The sequence below is a fragment of the Roseomonas sp. KE2513 genome (genome assembly GCF_016107305.1).
In the GTDB taxonomy this organism is placed as follows: Bacteria; Pseudomonadota; Alphaproteobacteria; order Acetobacterales; family Acetobacteraceae; genus Roseomonas.
This window is the reverse complement of record NZ_RCVR01000001.1, coordinates 120,709-137,710: the sequence shown is the minus strand read 5'-3', so window position 1 is coordinate 137,710 and position 17,002 is coordinate 120,709. Positions and strand designations below refer to the sequence as shown.

The 17,002-nt window shown below is 69.5% G+C and carries 15 protein-coding genes; 5 read left to right on the top strand and 10 right to left on the bottom strand.

Annotated elements, in window-relative coordinates:
- The first annotated feature begins 204 nt into the window (after positions 1-204).
- Positions 205-1,026, top strand: coding sequence for an IclR family transcriptional regulator (locus tag D9599_RS00725; RefSeq protein ID WP_198379285.1), 822 nt, complete (start codon positions 205-207; stop codon positions 1,024-1,026).
- Positions 1,027-1,136: 110 nt separating this feature from the next.
- The gene (locus tag D9599_RS00720; protein WP_198379284.1) at positions 1,137-1,295 is read left to right on the top strand and encodes a hypothetical protein; all 159 of its coding nucleotides are present in this window, start codon (positions 1,137-1,139) and stop codon (positions 1,293-1,295) included.
- A gap of 104 nt (positions 1,296-1,399) precedes the next feature.
- Here the strand turns inward: D9599_RS00720 and D9599_RS00715 are convergent, their stop codons facing one another.
- Entirely contained in the window at positions 1,400-2,638 is a 1,239-nt protein-coding gene (locus D9599_RS00715; RefSeq protein WP_232479999.1) for an MFS transporter, read from the bottom strand.
- Positions 2,639-2,708: 70 nt separating this feature from the next.
- Complete coding sequence (locus D9599_RS00710) at positions 2,709-4,100, bottom strand: FAD-binding oxidoreductase (protein ID WP_198379283.1); 1,392 nt, start codon at positions 4,098-4,100, stop codon at positions 2,709-2,711.
- Between the two features lie 216 nt (positions 4,101-4,316).
- On the opposite strand from D9599_RS00710, the gene D9599_RS00705 reads away from it, so the two are divergent.
- Positions 4,317-5,090, top strand: coding sequence for an HpcH/HpaI aldolase/citrate lyase family protein (locus tag D9599_RS00705; RefSeq protein ID WP_198379282.1), 774 nt, complete (start codon positions 4,317-4,319; stop codon positions 5,088-5,090).
- A gap of 385 nt (positions 5,091-5,475) precedes the next feature.
- Here the strand turns inward: D9599_RS00705 and D9599_RS00700 are convergent, their stop codons facing one another.
- From D9599_RS00700 to D9599_RS00680, 5 genes are all read right to left on the bottom strand, one after another.
- Complete coding sequence (locus D9599_RS00700) at positions 5,476-6,669, bottom strand: acyltransferase (protein WP_198379281.1); 1,194 nt, start codon at positions 6,667-6,669, stop codon at positions 5,476-5,478.
- A 482-nt stretch (positions 6,670-7,151) separates the two neighbouring features.
- Entirely contained in the window at positions 7,152-8,732 is a 1,581-nt protein-coding gene (locus tag D9599_RS00695; RefSeq protein WP_198379280.1) for a Na+/H+ antiporter, read from the bottom strand.
- 229 nt (positions 8,733-8,961) lie between these two features.
- Complete coding sequence (locus tag D9599_RS00690; RefSeq protein ID WP_198379279.1) at positions 8,962-10,383, bottom strand: mannose-1-phosphate guanylyltransferase/mannose-6-phosphate isomerase; 1,422 nt, start codon at positions 10,381-10,383, stop codon at positions 8,962-8,964.
- A gap of 116 nt (positions 10,384-10,499) precedes the next feature.
- A complete protein-coding gene (locus tag D9599_RS00685) occupies positions 10,500-12,002 on the bottom strand; it encodes a tripartite tricarboxylate transporter permease (protein WP_198379278.1) in 1,503 nt (500 codons plus the stop codon).
- Positions 12,003-12,032: 30 nt separating this feature from the next.
- Positions 12,033-12,650, bottom strand: coding sequence for a tripartite tricarboxylate transporter TctB family protein (locus tag D9599_RS00680; RefSeq protein ID WP_198379277.1), 618 nt, complete (start codon positions 12,648-12,650; stop codon positions 12,033-12,035).
- A 303-nt stretch (positions 12,651-12,953) separates the two neighbouring features.
- Here D9599_RS00680 and D9599_RS00675 point away from each other — a divergent pair, with 303 nt between their 5' ends.
- Positions 12,954-14,129: a M20 family metallopeptidase gene (locus D9599_RS00675; RefSeq protein ID WP_232479998.1), complete on the top strand. Its 1,176-nt coding sequence runs from the start codon at positions 12,954-12,956 to the stop codon at positions 14,127-14,129.
- A complete protein-coding gene (locus D9599_RS00670; protein ID WP_198379275.1) occupies positions 14,126-15,112 on the top strand; it encodes a ketopantoate reductase family protein in 987 nt (328 codons plus the stop codon). The genes D9599_RS00675 and D9599_RS00670 overlap by 4 nt, the downstream gene beginning before the upstream one ends.
- Before the next feature lie 36 nt (positions 15,113-15,148).
- Here the strand turns inward: D9599_RS00670 and D9599_RS00665 are convergent, their stop codons facing one another.
- From D9599_RS00665 to D9599_RS00655, 3 genes are all read right to left on the bottom strand, one after another.
- Positions 15,149-15,490, bottom strand: a complete 342-nt coding sequence (locus tag D9599_RS00665) for a hypothetical protein (protein WP_375373023.1) — start codon at positions 15,488-15,490, stop codon at positions 15,149-15,151.
- A 181-nt stretch (positions 15,491-15,671) separates the two neighbouring features.
- Complete coding sequence (locus D9599_RS00660) at positions 15,672-16,550, bottom strand: hypothetical protein (protein WP_309228502.1); 879 nt, start codon at positions 16,548-16,550, stop codon at positions 15,672-15,674.
- A gap of 62 nt (positions 16,551-16,612) precedes the next feature.
- Positions 16,613-16,870, bottom strand: coding sequence for a hypothetical protein (locus tag D9599_RS00655; RefSeq protein ID WP_043829164.1), 258 nt, complete (start codon positions 16,868-16,870; stop codon positions 16,613-16,615).
- Positions 16,871-17,002: the final 132 nt, after the last annotated feature.

The following is a 17,002-nucleotide window of genomic DNA, read 5'->3' as shown; positions in this document are numbered from 1 at the left end:
CCCTGAGGAACGTTTTCTGTCGACTGAGAATGCAACTAACGCGCGGTTCCGTATCGCGCTACAAATTTTCCTTCGCATATGTTTAAGTCACCTCTGCTAGTGTGATGTGCGGCCGTAGAATTATGGTGAGCTTGGCCTTGACGCGGGTTGAACCATTTCGGCTGGAATAACGGCGCGCTGGCGCCAGGAACGGGAGCTAAGCCTTTGGATTCGAATGTGCTGACCGACGAGGCGGCAACGATCCGGACGGATGTTTCCCCTCGGCCTGCAGCCTCGGGCGGGGATTGGGGGCGTTCCAAGGCACCCAAGGGACGCCTGCTGTCGCCGCCCTCCACCGCTTCGGGCGTGGCCGCGGTCGGGCGGGCGATGACGGTGCTCGGGGCCTTCCGCCCCGGCGACACGGCGCTGCCGCTGCGGGTGCTCGCGGCGCGGACGGGCCTCTACAAGAGCACGATCTTACGGCTGCTGGCCTCGCTGGAGCGGTACTGCTGCGTGCGCCGCAATGCCGACGGGTCCTGGTCTCCGGGGCCGATGCTGCTGCACTGGGGGTCGCTCTACGTGCGCGGGCTCGGGCTGGAGACGCTCGTGCAGCCGGTCCTCGACTCGCTGACCGAGGCGACAGGGCAGGGGGCGACCTTCTGGGTGAAGCTCGACGACGAGCGGCGGATCTGCCTCTACCGCGCGGCGCCGCCGCGGACGCTGCGGGTGGCGGTGCAGGCGGGCGACATGATGCCGCTCGGCTCGGCCGCGACAGGCCGGGTCTTCGCCGTGTGGGATCCCGCGGCCGGCGAGGCGGCGGAGGTAGCGCCGGAGGTGCCCGCAGGCGGCTACCCGGTGATCGCGACCCAGGGCAGCCGGGAACTCGATGCGGCCGCCGTCTCGGCACCGGTTTTCCAGCCGGGCCGCGTGCTTTGCGGGGCGCTGACGCTCTCGGGCTCCAATGAGCGGCTCTGGCCTGAGGTAGAGCGGGTGAAGCCGCTTGTGGCCGAGGCAGCGGCGGGGCTTACCCGGGCGTTGGGAGGGTAGGAGCGCTGCTGCCCCTCACCGTCAGCCAGTTGTAAGATTCGGGATCGTTCACAACTTGTTATTGCATTCGGCGGATAATCTTGCTCTCATTGTCGTGAGGGAGATCACTGATGTCGACTTCGATCACGAGCCTGAAGACCGAGATTGCGGATGCCGCGAACGCCACGCCTGAGCGGCTTCGGGTCGGGACGAGCGTCGCCGTGATCGGCCTGCTCTCCGGTGCGCTCTGGTACGGCATCTACGCCGCGGCGGCCTTTCTGTTCGACTGAACCCTCCCACACGGCCCATCCCGGACGGGTCGGGAGGGCTTCTCTGGATATCGGCGGGCCCCTGAGGTCCGCCGTTTGCGTTTACGGCACCCGGAGCCGCCGCGTCAGGCAGGGCGGCGGGTCAGCAGGATGAAGGCGGTCGTGCTGGCGACGATGGCCAGCGCGAAGAAGACGAGGCCGGAGCCGACTCCTCCGGCGGCCACCACCGGTCCGGAGGCGGCCTGCAGGAGTGCCGCGCCCGCGAAGAAGGCGAGGTTGATGGCCGACATGGCCTTGCCCGCGCTCTCCGCCGAGACCGCAGTTCGCGCCATCGCGAAGACGAGCGGCTGGACCGAGATCATCAGGTCGAAGCCGAGCAGCATGGCGCCGTCCCAGGCGGGGTGGAGGGTGCCGAAGGGACCGCCCGGGCCGCCGAGGGCGACGAGCGCCAGGCAGAGGGCGGCGCCCACATGGCCGGTGGTCAGCAGGGCGCGGCGGCGGCCCAGGCGCCGGTCCGCGATGCCCCAGAGCGCGGGTCCGACCACAAGGGCTGTGGTGGCGAGGAGGAGGATGTTGCCAGCCTCCACGCGGGGCAGGCCCTTCACCTCCATCAGCCAGGGCCCGCCCCAGAGGCCGCGCACGCCGATGACGGCGGCGAAGGAGGAGAAGGCGAGGATGGCCGCGCCGCGAAGGGGGCGGGAGGTCATGAAGCGAAGGACATCCCGCGCCTCGCGCAGGGGGCTTCGGCCCTGGGCCGCGGAGGGGCGGTCGTGGACGAGGAGCGCGACAAGAGCGATGGCCGCGAGGGCGAGGGCGGCGGAGGCCCAATAGCCGGCGCGCCAGCCGGCTGCCTCCACCAGCAGGGCGAGGGGGCTGGCCGAGAGAAGCATGCCGCTGTTCCCGATCGCCTGGATGAGGCCGGACCAGAGGCCGAAGCGGGCGGCGGAGAGGTTCTTCGCGGCGTAGGTGACGGGACAGATGAGCATGCCCGCGCAGCCCAGCCCGAGCACGACCTGGCCGAGCAGGAAGCCCGCCGCCCCGCCGGCGACCGCGGCGAGCACCGCGCCGAGGGCGATGACGGCGATGAGCACGAGGGCGGTGCGGCGTACGCCGAAGCGGTCCAGCGCGACGCCGATCGGGATCTGGGCGAGGGCGAAGGAGAGGTTGTAGGCGCCGGTAAGGGAGGCGAGTCCCTGGGCGGTCACCTGGAGGTCCCGGCCCAGCATGTCCGCGGTGATCGCGGGCAAGGTGCGGACGGTATTCGAGATCACGTGGCCGAGGGCGAGGGCGACGATCGGGGCGGTGAAGGCGAGTGAGGTTTCCCGGACGTCGGGTGACGCCAAGGGGGCACCGGATGAGGCCATGGGAAGCGTTCTCTCCGCGCCCCGCCCGGCGATGGGGCGGGGTCCTTTTGTTTTGTGAGTGCCCGGGAGACTAGTTCCGGAAAATCTTGCCAGGGTTGAGGATGCCCTTGGGGTCGAGGGTGGCCTTGATGCTGCGCATCACAGCCAGGGCCTCGGGACCGTGCTCGGTCTCGAGGAACTCGGCCTTGCCGATGCCGACACCGTGCTCGCCGGAGCAGGTGCCGCCGAGCGAGAGGCCACGGGCGACGATCTTGCGGTCGAGCGCCCAGGCCTGCTCGATGGCGGCGGGGTCGTCCACGTCCACGAGGATGACCGTGTGGAAGTTGCCGTCGCCGACATGGCCGACGGTCATGCAGGTGAGGCCGGAGGCGTCCACGTCCTCCTGCGCGCCGAGCAGGGCCTCGGCGAGGCGGGAGATGGGGACGCAGACATCGGTGGTGATGCCGCGGGAATTGGGCCGGCTGGCGATGGCCGCCCAGTAGGCGTTGTGGCGGGCGGTCCAGAGCTTGTTGCGGGTCTCCTGGTCGGCCGCCCAGGCGAAGCCGAGGCCGCCCATCTCGGTGGTGATGGCCTGGACCGACTCCGCCTGCTCCTTCACGCCGGCCTCGGTGCCGTGGAATTCGAGGAAGAGCGTGGGCAGCGGCTCCAGTCCCTCCAGCTTCGAGTAGGCGATGCAGGCGGTCATCTGGGCACGGTCGAGCAGCTCGATGCGGGCCACGGGGATGCCGAGCTGCATGACGGCGATGACGGATTCGACGCAGCCCTTGAGGTCGGGGAACTGGACGACGGCGGCCGAGGTGGCCTCGGGGATGCCGTAGAGGCGGAGGCGGATCTTGGTCACGATCCCCAGCGTGCCCTCGCTGCCGATGATGAGGCGCGTCAGGTCGTAGCCGTTGGCGGCCTTGCGGGTGCGGCTGCCGGTGTTGATGACGCGGCCGTCCGCGAGGACGACCTCGAGGCCCATGACGTTCTCGCGGATGGTGCCGTAGCGGACGGCGTTGGTGCCGGAGGCGCGGGTGGCCACCATGCCGCCGAGGGTGCAGTGGCTGCCGGGGTCCACGGGAAAGAAGAGGCCCTGGTCGCGCAGGTGGTCGTTGAGCTGGTGGCGGGTGACGCCGGGCTCCACGAGGCAGTCCATGTCCTCCTGGCTGACGTCGAGGATGGCGGTCATGCGCGAGAGGTCGAGGGTGATGCCGGCGCGGACAGGGGTGACGTGGCCCTCGAGGCTGGTGCCGGCGCCAAAGGCGGTGATGGGCACGCCGTGGCGGTGGCAGAGGGCGAGGAGCTGGGAGACCTCCTCAGTGGTCTCGGCGAAGGCGACGGCGTCGGGCTGGACGGGAGTGGTGGTGTCCTCGCCGCGCGAGTGCTGCTCGCGGATGGCCGCGTTGGTGGTGATCCGGTCGCCGAGGAAGGCGCGGGCCTGCGCGATGACGTGGTCGACGGGACGGGTTTCGGCGGTCATGGCGGTTGGCTCCGGCCGGGATGGTCTGGAAGGGTCGTAGGAGCTTCGCCGGGCGCTGGGAAGGAGGGGCCGCGCCGATCCCGAAGCCGTGCGGCGGCGCATTCCCGGTGTGGGGCGGATTGCGCCTGCGGGGCGGCGGGGGAAGGATGCCGACGCAGGCCGCGCCACTGATTCCCGTACCGGGAACGGGGGCGGGCTGGGATGGAGGAGCGCCGGATGGCGAACAAGCTCAAGGATGCCTGGAAGGCCGGGAAGAAGACGGTGAACGGCTGGCTGGCCTTTCCCACCGCCTTCTCGGCCGAGGTGATGGCCAGCCTGGGCTTCGACAGCCTGACGGTGGACCTCCAGCACGGGGTGCAGGACTACCAGTCCGCGGTCGCCTGCTTCCAGGGGATGCAGGGGCAGGGGCCGGCGGCCTCCCCCACCGCCATGGCGCGGGTGCCGTGGAATGAGCCGGGGATCATCGGCAAGCTGCTCGACGCGGGGGCGCAGGGGCTGATCTGCCCGATGGTGAACACGCGGGAGCAAGCGGAGGCCTTCGTCGCGGCCTGCCGCTACCCGCCGCACGGCACGCGCTCGAACGGGCCGATCCGGGCGGCGCTTTACGCGGAGCCGGGGCGGTACTTCTACAATGCCAACGACGAGGTGCTGTGCCTGCCGATGATCGAGACGAAGGAGGCGCTGGACAACCTCGACGCCATCCTCGACGTGCCCGGCGTGGACGGAATCTATATCGGGCCGAGCGACCTTGGCATCTCGCTGGGCATCCTGCCGCCGATTATGGACCGCGAGGAGCCGGAGATGCTGCGGACCTACGAGCGGCTGGTGCGTGCCGCGACCGACAAGGGACTCGCGATCGGCATCCATTGCACGACCGGCGCCTATGTGAAGCGCATGCACGGGATGGGCTTCACCTTCGGCACCATGGGCAGCGACATGACGAACATGGTGATCGGCGCGAAGGCGCAGATGGCGGCGCTGAAGGGCTGAGCGGGCAGGGCTCGTTTCGGGCTCTCGTCGCTTTTCTACTTGGGCAGGGGAAGAACGACTTCTTCCTCTGCCCACCCCTGACAATCACCTGTTTTCACCCGTCGGATCGCTTTGCGGCGGGAGGGCCTTGGGTCTGGAGCCGCGGTGGGACCTTCCGCCGCGGACGCCGCGCTGGCCTGCACCTCGCCTCGCGCCAATCGCCTTCGTTGTCTGGCTGTGTCCCCCCTCCGGGTTCTCTCCTTGCCGGGAAATCGGCCAGCGGTCTTTCTTGCCCATCCAAGCGCAGTGCCAGCAGGGCAGTCCACGCCTGGATTTACCTCAAAAATCATCATCTCGGCGGGCTATGGCGTTGTGCGTTCCGGATGGATCTCTCGGACGCCTCTCCTCAGCTGGTTCCAGTGGCCACCTGAGAGGCCGCAACAGGTACGGTGCGAGTTCCGTTGGAAGCGCGGCCTCCCTGCGCCCATCTCAGCACCGGACGCTCGATCTTCAGGTGAATGACCGCCGCCGCTGCGATGGAAGCGGTCAGCGTCCCGGCGGCCAGGACAGGAACTGGCACGTGTTCGATCATGCCGGATTTCGCCAACAGCCACAGCGTGTTCGCGATAACCGTCACATGGACCAGATAGAGTGCGTAGGACACGTCGCCGAGGAACATTGCAGTGCGCCCGACGCGTAGCCTGCCCGTCCGTTCAGCCGCGGCCAGACCGATGATGATGGCCATCGACGAGAACCCGTAGAGGAGCCGACCGGTAAGGTCGTTCACTTGAAAAAGCCCTGCGTTCTCTGTCCAGCCCGCACCAAGAAGTGCGCAGAACCCGCCAAGCGCCCAGAGCAAGGGACGTGAGACGCTGACGCGAAGCACGATGTGTGCTGTCAGCAGACCGATCATGAACAGCAGATTATAGTTCGACGCCAGGTGCCGCAGAATCAGGCCTTCAGGTGGGATGAAGGTGCCGGCTACGATGATGGCGAGCCACGTCAGGACCACCACTGATCCGACGCGGCGCGAGGCGATCCCGATCGCGAAGAGCACGTAGAACACGACCTCGTGGACAAGCGTCCAGCCGACGGTAAGGACCGGCTCGGTCGCCTGAGGTAGGAGGATCAGCGAGCCCAGAACGTGCTGAATGGGGAAGCGGTCGGTCCAGTGCGGGACGACAAGGGCTGTCGTCAGAATGACGAAAGCGGTGACGAGCCAGTAGGCCGGGTAGATGCGGGTCGCGCGGCGCCAGACAAACCGGGATAAGGCCGCAGGGACGCCGAGGTCGCGATGATGAACGTAGTAGATGATGAAGCCGCTTAGGACGAAAAAGAAGTCCACGCCGGCGTGCCCGAACCCGAAGACACCGTCGAAGGCCATTCGTCCCAGATACTGATCGGGCTGCGTCAGACGCTCCAGGTGGTAAATGGCGACGAGCATGGCAGCGAAGCCGCGGGCTGCCTGGATGCTCGTCAGTTTTCCTCCCAAGGGAGGTCGCAGTTCGCAGCCCTGCTCAACTCGTCGTCGCCATCGGAAGCCGGCCAAGCCCAAAGCCAGTAGGCCAGGAAGTACCAGGACCTCGTTACTGAGCATCATGACCTCAAACTATTCCGGATCAGTAATGCTAGTGTGAATGAGGTCTCAAGAGGAGAATTTTTCCAGATATTGAGACATAACTTTCGTAAAATAACCGTTACAATCGTTCCGTGATTCGAAGACGTTGTGACCGAAACAGAGTTCGCTTAGCGGGGAGCCACGAACAGGATCTCAACTGATGGCACGATAGTTCACGACACGGGCGAGCGTTACCGGGGCAAAGTAGATCCTAGCGCGGCGTTCGACATTGGCGGATCGGCGCTGACAGCGGGCAAGACAGGCGAAGTTGCGCCCCCTGTCCGGCGGGCACGGCCGAGTTGGGCGCTGCTCTCAGCCCTGCCATTGGCCATGCGGGGACGGCAGCGGCTCAGCCACCGTCCAGGCATCGCCAGCAGCGAAGAGCACCATCGCCACCCGCCACCCCGACTCGAGGCGGGTGCCAAGCCCCAAAGCGGCGCCGGACGATGCGCTGTTCCGTGGTGTCAGCGGGTTTGGGAAATCTGGCGCATCAGCCGCAGTTCCTCATGGTCGGTTTCCGCGAGGAGGCCGGCGAGCATTTCCTCGGAGGTGGTGCTCCCGGCCTCGTGCTCGATCAGGGCACGGCGGGCGCTGCGGATGGCGGCCAGGCGGATTTGAAGGCGGGCGAGCATTTCCGCCTGGGCGCCGCCGGCGGCCACGCCGGAGTAGACGCGGTCGATGTCGCGGAACTCGCCCACCAGGTCGCGGGCGATGGCGCCGTCGAGCGGGCTGTCGAGCCGGCCCTGCACCTCGCCGAGGGCGGCGCGGGCCATGGCGCGGCGGGCGGCGGCTTCTTCGCGGTCCATGCCGTCGCGGCCGGGGAGGGCGACCTTCAGCCGCATGATGACCCAGCCGAGGGTGGTGCCCTGGACCACGAGGGTCGCGAGGATGGCCACGAAGGCGAGGAAGACGAGCAATTCGCGGTGAGCGGTGTCGTTGGGCAGGGCGATGGCGGTGGCCAGCGAGACCACGCCGCGCATCCCGGCCCAGCCGATCACCACAGCTTCCCGCGGGAGGGGCAGGCCGTCCTTCGTGGCGATGAAGCGGGAGGTGGCGGGAAACAGGGCCGGCAGCAGCGCGAAGGGCATGACCCAGGCAAGGCGCGAGAGGATGAGCGTGGCCGAGAGGGCGGCGGCGGCGACGGCCAGGAAACCGGTAGAATAGGGGCCTAGCCGCTCCAGGATGCTGTTCAGCTGGAGCCCGACGAGGATGAAGACGAGGCTCGTGAGGGCGAACTCGACGAAGCCCCAGGTGGCGCGCGCCTCCGTCCGCGTGCGCGCGCTGAGCAGGTTGCGCTGACCGCGGACGAGGAGGATGCCGCAGGTGACGACAGCCATGACGCCCGAGACCTCGAGGGCCTCCGCCGCGAGATACGCGACATAGGCGGTGAGGAAGGTGAGAGCGACCTCCAGCAGGGTGTCGCCGAGGCGGGGCGTGAGGCGGCCGGCGACCCAGGCGACGGCCCAGCCGACCGCCATGCCGCCGAGGCCGACACCGAGGAAGGTGAGCGCGGCCAGCGCCGGGGAGACGCTGCCGGCCGCCAGTGCTCCGACCGCGAGGCGGAAGAGCACGAGGGCGGAAGCGTCGTTCATCAGGCTCTCTCCCTCCAGCACGGTGATCACGCGCTGGGGCAGGGGAAGGCGCTTGAGGATGGAGGCGGCGGCGACGGCATCGGGCGGCGCGACGACGGCGCCGAGCGCGATGGCGGCGGCCCAGGGCAGGTCCGGCAGCAGGAGGCGGGCGACGACGGCGACGCAGAGGGCGGTGAAGATCACGGCGCCGAAGGCGAGGAGGAGGATGGGCCTGATGGAGGCGCGGAACTGGCGCCAGTCCGTGCGCCAGGCGCTGGCCTGCAGGAGCGGGGGGAGAAAGGCGGCCAGCGCCAGTTCGGGGTCCAGCCGGAGATGCGGCAGGCCGGGGACGAAGGCGAGGCCCATGCCGCCGAGAACGAGGACCACCGCGTAAGGCAGGCGTGTGCGGCGGGCGAGGACCGCGAAGGCGACGCAAGCCGCCATCAGGGCCACGGTGATCTCGAGCAGGTGCATGGCCCCAGTGTGGGGCTGGCGGGCTGACGGCGGAAGCGGCGCGACTTGCGGGCGGGACGTGCGAGGACGACCACCACGAGGGCGATCAGGCCACCGGCGGCCATGCCCCGGACGACCATGAAGTTCTCCGCCTCACGCGAGGCGATGAAGAGGATGCCGAGCCGCGTGGTGATCGGCTGATCCCGCGCGTGAGGGGGCCGCCAACGGCGCCCTCCTAATGGCGTGCCGGTCAGGCCCGGCCGTAGGTGTCCTCAAAGCGGACGATGTCGTCCTCGCCGAGATAGGCGCCGGCCTGCACCTCGATGAGGGTGAGCGGGATCATGCCCGGATTCTCGAGGCGGTGGACGCAGCCAAGCGGGAGGTAGACGGACTCGTTCTCGCGCAGCAGCAGGCGCTCGGCATCGCGCTCGACGATGGCGGTGCCGTTCACCACCACCCAGTGCTCGGCGCGGTGATAGTGCTTCTGGAGAGAGAGCTTCTCGCCCGGACGGACGAGGATCTTCTTTACCTGGAAGCGGTCGCCCTGGATGAGGCCCTCGTAGTGGCCCCAGGGGCGGTACATGCGGCGATGGGCGCCAGCTTCCGGGCGCTTCTGGGCCTTAAGCTGGTCCACCAGCTTCTTCACGTCCTGGGCACGGTCGCGGTGGAGGGCGAGCACGGCGTCCTCGGTCGCGACCACGATCACGTCCTCAAGGCCGACGACGGTGGTGAGGATGCCCTCGGAGCGGACGTAGCAGTTCTTTGCATCAACCAGGGAGGTGGGGCCGTGGGTGGCGTTGCCCGCGGCATCCTTGGGCGAGACCTGCCAGAGCGCGTCCCAGGAGCCGACGTCGGACCAGCCCATGTCGGCGGGGACCACGGCGGCGTGGGCAGTGCGCTCCATCACGGCGTAGTCGATGGAGATGGAGGGGGCCTCGGCGAAGGCGGCGCCGAGGCGGACGAAGTCGAGATCGCGGCCGGCGGTCTCGACAGCGGCGCGAACGGCCGAAACGAGCTCGGGGGCGAGGCGCTCCAGCTCGGCGAGCAGGGTGCTGGCGCGGGCGACGAACATGCCGGCGTTCCAGAGGTGGCGGCCGCCGGCGAGGAATTCGGCTGCACGGGCGGCGTCGGGCTTCTCGACGAAGGAGGCGATGGCGGAGGCGCCCTCGAGGCCGGGCAGCGGGGCGCCGGCCTCCATGTAGCCGAAGCCGGTTTCGGGCGTGGTGGGGCGCATGCCGAAGGCGACGATGTGGCCGGCGCGCGCCGCGGCGGCAGCGCGGTCGAGGGCCGCGTGCAGCGCCGGCAGGTCCTTGATCGCGGCGTCAGCGGCCATGATCCAGAGGAGGGCTTGCGGGTTTTCCTCCACGGCCAGGATGGCGGCGGCGGCGATGGCCGGGGCCGAGTTGCGGGCCGCGGGCTCGAGCACGATGCGGCCGCCCGCGACGCCGGCCTCGCGCAGCTGCTCGGCGACGAGGAAGCGGTGCGCCTCCGCGCAGATAATCATCGGCGGGGCGAAGCCGGGGCCGGTGGCGCGGCCGACCGTCTCCTGAAGCATGGTGGAGGACCCGACCAGCGGCCAGAACTGCTTCGGGAATCCCTCGCGCGACAGTGGCCAGAGGCGCGTGCCGACACCGCCGGACAGGATCACGGGAACAACACGATCGTCGGACATGGGCTCTCTCTGCGGACGCGGGACAGGTAACGGAGAGGGGAGCAAAAGAAAAGCCGCCCTGGTTTCCCAGGGCGGCTTTGGCGGAGCCTGTTGTGGCCCGGCTACTCGGAAAGTTCCTACTCGGCCAGGGCCTTGTCCTTGCCCGAGCGCAGGCCCGGCAGGAGCATCGCGGCGAGCGCGATGAAGGCAATGCCGAGCAGGGTGGCGCTGATGGGCCGCTCGACGAAGACCGTAATGTCGCCGCGGGAGAGCAGCATGGCGCGGCGCAGATGCTCCTCCATCATCGGGCCAAGCACGAAGCCGATGAGGAGCGGCGCGGCCTCCATCTTAAGCTTGGAGAAGATGTAGCCGAGGATGCCGAAGAACAGGGTCTGATAGACGTCGAAAACCGAGTTGTTCAGCGAGTACACGCCGATCGCGCAGAATACGAGAATGGCGGGGTAGAGGTACTTGTAAGGCACCTGCAGCAGCTTCACCCACATGCCGATAAGCGGCAGGTTGATGACGAGCAGCATCAGGTTACCGACCCACATGGAGCAGATGAGGCCCCAGAAGAGGTCGGGCTGGGCTTCCACCATGCGCGGGCCCGGCTGGATGCCCTGGATGATCAGGGCGCCGACCATCAGCGCCATCACGGCGTTGGCCGGGATGCCGAGCGTGAGCAGCGGGATGAAGGAGGTCTGGGCAGCCGCGTTGTTGGCGGACTCCGGACCGGCCACGCCCTCAATGGCGCCCGTGCCGAACTCGTGGCGGTGGGACGAGACCTTGCTCTCGAGCATGTAGGAGCCGAAGGCCGCGAGGGAGGCGCCGCCACCGGGCAGGATGCCGAGGACGGAGCCGAGCAGCGTTCCACGAAGGACCGGCGCAACGCAGCGCTTGGCCTCTGCCCGGGTCAGCATGAGGCTGCCGACCTTGCCGGACATCACCGACCGCGCTTCAGGGCGCTCGAGGTTGAGGATGATCTCGCCGATGCCGAAGATACCCATGGCGATAGAGACGAAGCCGAGGCCGTCGGACAGTTCCGGCACGCCGAAGGTGAAGCGCTGCTGGCCGGTCTGCACGTCCGTTCCGACGAGGCCGAGGGTGACACCAAGCACCACCATGGCGATCGACTTCAGCACCGAGCCCTGCGCGAGCACGGCCGATATGACGAGGCCGAGCAGCATGAGGGAGAAGTAGTCGGCTGGGCCGAAGGAAAGCGCGACCTGCGTCAGTGCCGGACCGGAGGCCGCGACGAGCAGGGTGGAGAAGCTGCCAGCAATGAAAGAGCCGACGGCCGCGATGGTGAGCGCCGCGCCGGCCCGCCCGTTGCGGGCCATCTTGTAGCCCTCGAGCGTCGTGACGACCGAGGAGACCTCGCCGGGCAGGTTCAGCAGGATCGAGGTGGTCGAGCCGCCGTACTGCGCGCCGTAGTAGATGCCGGCGAGCATGATGATGGCGGTGGTCGCGGGCTGGCCGAAGGTGATCGGCAGCAGGAGCGAGATGGTGGCCACGGGGCCGATGCCCGGCAGCACGCCGATGGCGGTGCCGATCAGAGCGCCCAGCAGCGCGAAGAGCACATTGTTCAGCGTGAGAGCGACGCCGAATCCGTGTGCGAGGTTGGAGAGAAGCAGTTCCATGGTGTCTTGGCCCTTCCTATGCCCGTCGGTTCAGAAGCTACCCGGCCAAACCGGCACACGGATATCGAGCTCGTAGATGAAGACGAACCAGCAGAGGGCGCAAAGGAAGACGCACATGCCGGCAACGCCCAGCGGCCGATGTTCGCGGTCCGCGAGCGAGGCGATGAGGCAGAGAGCGACGATCGACACCATCAGGCCGAGCGGCTCGAGCAGGAGCCCGAATACGGCGAAGGAGCCGAGCACCATGCCGAGCGGCCGCCAGGCCGGGGAGATGGCGAGGAGGAGCAGGCCGATGAGGCAGGCAGCGCCCACCTGGATGTAGTTCGTGTTGTAGCCCGTGGCCTCCATCACCCGCCAGATGAGGATGCCCACCGCGATGGCGACGGCGAGGGTGACGAAGTCGAGCTTCTTCCAGTCCTCAAGGTCGTCCGGGCCGCCACGCAGGCCAAGGACAAAGACGAGCGCGCCGAGCGCCATTTGGAGCCAGAGCACCAGCATCGGCATGTAGCCGGGGCCCATGCGTCGGGCGGTGCCGAGGGTGTGCTGCTCGAGGCCGAGCCCGAGGAAACCGCCGTTGATCCACAGGCCGATGAAGGCCAGGAACATGAGCAGAAATCCGGCCCAGAGATCCTTCTGACTTATTTTCATGAACGCTCCACCCTTTGCAGGCCCTCGTCAGTTGCTGATCCGACCAGGCGGCGCGACGCGGGGGGGGGAGGTGAGGGCCATGCCGACGCCGACCGAGCACCCAAGGTGTCGGCCGCCACGTCGCCTGCTCTCCGTCCCTTCTTCCCTGACGCGCCTCCCAGTACGCGGAGTCCCGGCAAACTATGGGGCACGGCGCGGCTCCACAAGCGGCAGATTCGCTGCGGCCTTGTCATGGATGCTTCTTCACCTAGGTTGCGGCGCAACATACTTGCGATAACCAGGGGCATGGCGGAGCCTAACAGCATGAGAATCAATGATCCTGACCGCAAGATCGCCGAGGCCGCGGAAGCATTGGCGCCCGGGCTCGTCGCCATCCGCCGCGACATCCACGCCCATCCCGAACTCGCGATGGAGGAGGTGCGGACGGCCGGAATCGTTTCACGAGAACTGGAGCGGCTCGGCATCGCGCACCGCACGGGGCTCGGGCGGACCGGAATCATCGGCATGATCGAGGGCGGGCGCCCGGGCCCGACGCTCGCAATCCGAGCGGATATGGACGCGCTGCCGATCCACGAGGAGACGGGACTGCCCTTCGCGAGCACCGTGGACGGGAAGATGCATGCCTGCGGGCACGACATCCACACATCGACGCTGCTCGGCGTCGCCTCCGTGCTGAAGGATCTCGCGCCGATGCTCGCAGGGCGCGTGGCGCTCGTGTTCCAGCCGGCGGAGGAGACGCTGGAGGGCGCGGCCGCGATGATCGCGGACGGCGCGGCCGAGGGCTTCGACATGGCGCTCGGCTTCCACAACCATCCCGACATGCCCGTGGGCGAGACGGGTTTCGTGCGCGGCGCCTGCCTTGCGGCCTCTGACCGCTTCGACCTCGTGCTCCGCGGGAAGTCGGGACATGCGGCGCATCCGGAATCGGCCGTCGATCCGATCGTGGCGGCCGCGCATTTCGTCTCGCAGGCGCAGACGGTGGTGAGCCGCGAGGTTGATCCGTTGAAGCCTGCGGTGGTCACCATCGGCATGATGGCGGGCGGTGCAACCTACAACATCATCCCCGAGCGGGTGGCTCTGAAGGGAACGGTGCGGACGCTCGACGCTGGCACGCGCGACATCGCGGAGGGCGCGCTGCGCCGGCTCGTTGCGGGTCTCGAACTGGGATTCAGGGTGCAGGCGTCGCTCGATTACCGGCGCATGGTGCCGGCGCTGGTGAACGACGACGGCGTGCTGGAGCGGGTGGTGCCGGCGGTGGCCGCCCAGCTGGGCCGTGCGCCGGTGGAGGGACTGCCGAGCATGGGCAGCGAGGATTTCTCGGAGTTCGCGGCGCTCGTGCCGTCCATGCATCTGAGGGTCGGTTCCGGCGCGCCCGGCCGGGCGGACCGGCTGCACAATGCCGGCTACCAGCCGGACGAGGGCTGCATTTCCGTCGGCGTGCAGGCGCTGAGCCGGGCTGCTCTGGAGTTGCTCGCATGAAGGTCTGCGTTTTCGGGGCCGGGGCGATCGGCGGGCACGTGGCGGCGCGGCTCGTCCGCGGGGGCGCGGAGGTAAGCGTGGTGGCGCGCGGCGCGAACCTCGCGGCGATCCGCGAGCATGGGCTGACGGTGGTGGCGCGGGACGCGACCTTCACCGCGCGCCCGGCTGCGAGCGCCGACCCGGCGGAGTTGGGCCCGCAGGACGCGGTGGTGGTGACGGTGAAGGGGCACCAGCTCGGCGGTGTGGCGGAAGGGATCGCGCCGCTGCTGCGGCCGGACACACCCGTCGCCTTCGTGATGAATGGCATCCCCTGGTGGTATTTCGACCGGCACGGCGGCGCGCTGGACGGCACGGCGCTTCCGGCGCTGGATCGCGGCGGCGCGGTGCGGCGCGCGGTGGGCGTGGAGCGGACCGTGGGCGGCGTTGTCTACTCCGCCTGCACCATCACCGCGCCCGGACGGATCGAGGTGGAGAACGAGCGGAGCCGGGTGGTGCTCGGCGGGCTGGACGGCCAAGTGGGGGAGCCGGTGCGTGCCCTTTCCGCCGCGCTGGAGGCGGGAGGAATGGGCTGCCCGATCGTGCCGGACATCCGGCGCGAGGTTTGGGCGAAGCTCGTCTCGAACCTGTCGAACGGGCCGCTCTGCCTGCTGTCGCGCCAGGGGCTGGCGGCGACGCTGGTCGATCCCGCCATTCGCGAGGCGGCGCGGGCGGGATTGGCGGAGGGGGTTGCCATCGCGCGCGGGCTCGGGATCGAGCTCGATGTCGATCCGGCGGCACGTGTGGAGGCTTCGCGCTCGACCGTGCACAAGCCGTCGATCCTCCAGGACATGGAGGCGGGCAAGGCGATCGAAATAGAGGCGATGCTGTTGCAGCCGCTGGCCCTCGCGCGGATGGCGGGGGTGCCGACGCCGGTGCTGGACCTCGTGGTCGGGCTGGCGCGGAAGGCGGCGGAGGCGACGGGGCAGTACGTACCCGCCGCCTGAATTTATAGGGGCCGGTGTGTCCGGCCCCCGTTTCACTCAGTAGCGGTAGTAGGTCGGCGCCGGAGCGTAATAGGCGACCGGCGGCGGCGGCGCGTAGTAGGCGCGCGGCGGCGGGGCGTAGACGACCGGCGGTGGCGCGTAATAGGCCGCGGGTGGAGCGTAGTAGACGGGCGGCGGTGGCGGCGGGTAGTAGGCGGGAGGCGGGGCCGCGATGGCTGCGCCCGCGATGGCGCCGAGCGCGAGGCCGCCGATGATGCCGCCGGCGATCGCGCCGCCACTCGGGCCGCGCCGGTGCCAGCCCTGTGCCTCCGCGGGGACAGCGGCCATGAGGGCGGCGGCGGCGATGCCGCCCAGGACGAGACTGCGGAACCTGTTCATCGACTTGCCCTCCAGGGGCTGTTGAGACTTGTTCTGTCTCAGGGAAAGTATCGGGCGATCATCGCCGTATTGTGGCGGCGGCGGGGTCACATCGTGGCCGCTCCGCAGGCCGGAAGTCCACCGTGGAAAGCGCGCGGGCCCCGGTCCGATGCGTAACAAATGATGGCCCGTGGGCACCGGATCAAGCGGGGCGGGGCAGGGCGGTCTGGCCGAGGACCCAGCCCTCCCAGCGGCGGACCCAGGGGTCCTCGGGGATGAAGTCGGCGCGGGCGCCGTCGAGCACGGAGATGACGCAGAGGAGCCCGAGGAGGCTGTCGATCCGGTCCTCCCCGGCCGCATCGGGGCCGAAGCCGTCCTCAATGGATCTGGCCAGTGCGAGGGAGGGGGTGACGGAGAGGCGGTGCATCGCTTGGCGCAGGGCAGGGGCGGCGGCGCGGCGGGCGGGCTGGGCGCGCTTGCTGCCGGGGAAGCGGACGCCGAGGTGGCGCATGGCCTCGGCGGGGTAGGTTTCGGCGAGGGCGACGGTGCCCGGGGCGAGGAGGGTGGCGAGCGGGCCCTCGAAGGGCCAGAGGCGGAGCGGGGCGCCCGCGGCCAGGGCGGGCGCGATCCAGTCCCGCCAGGCGGCGATGGCGGCCTTGCCCGTCTGGTTCGCGCCGAGGGTCCAGAAGAGGGGCGCGCCGGCCGGCCGCTCGGCGGTCGCGCGGTCGCAAAGGCGGGAGAGGTCAGCAGGGCCCGCGAAGCCGAGGGCGGCGGCGTGGGCGGCGCGGGTCATGCCGCGCAACCCACGGGCAGGATAGAAGGGACGGTCGGGGGAGACGGTCTCCAGCGTTTCGCTCACCCGCAGGAAGTCGGGGTTGCCGGGCAGGGCGCGGAGGAAGGCGGGGAAGTCCGGTTCGGGACGCGAGGCGGCCCAGGCGCGGGGGAGGCCGAGCGGAAGGTCGAGACCCAGCGCGACCGGCGCGCCCTCCCCGACCAGGGCGGCCGCGAGGGTGGCGGGGTCGCCGACAGGCCGAGGGGCCTCGGCGCGCCATGCCCCGCCCTGCCGGCGGGCGATGCTCACCCAGCGCTTGGCGGGGTGGGCCGACCAGTCGGCATGGGCGGCGAGGAGCGCGCCTCGCGGGCTCAGCGGGAGGGCTTGAGCGGCTGTTGCGCGCGGTCCAGCAGGCGGCGGAAGAGGTTCGGCTTCTTCGGCGGGGCCACCTCGGCGGTGCGGCGGGCGGTCTCGGCCGTGGTGGCGCGGCGCTCCTCCTCGCGCTCCTTCTCCTTCAGGGCGAGCCACTTTTCGAGGCTCATGCCGTTCTTGGCGGCGCGCTTGGCCTCGTAGGCGCGCTGGGCGTCGGTCATGCGCGGGGCCGCGTTCGGCTTGGGGCTGGTGGCCATGGGAAATTCTCGCGGGCGTGTGAGGCGTGGTGAATGGCGCGGCGGGGCGCGGGCAGCAAGCCCCTGTTCAGATGCGCCCGCCAGCCGGCTCTTGCCAGGGCCGGCGCGCGGGGGCAGGGCAGCGCTGGAAGG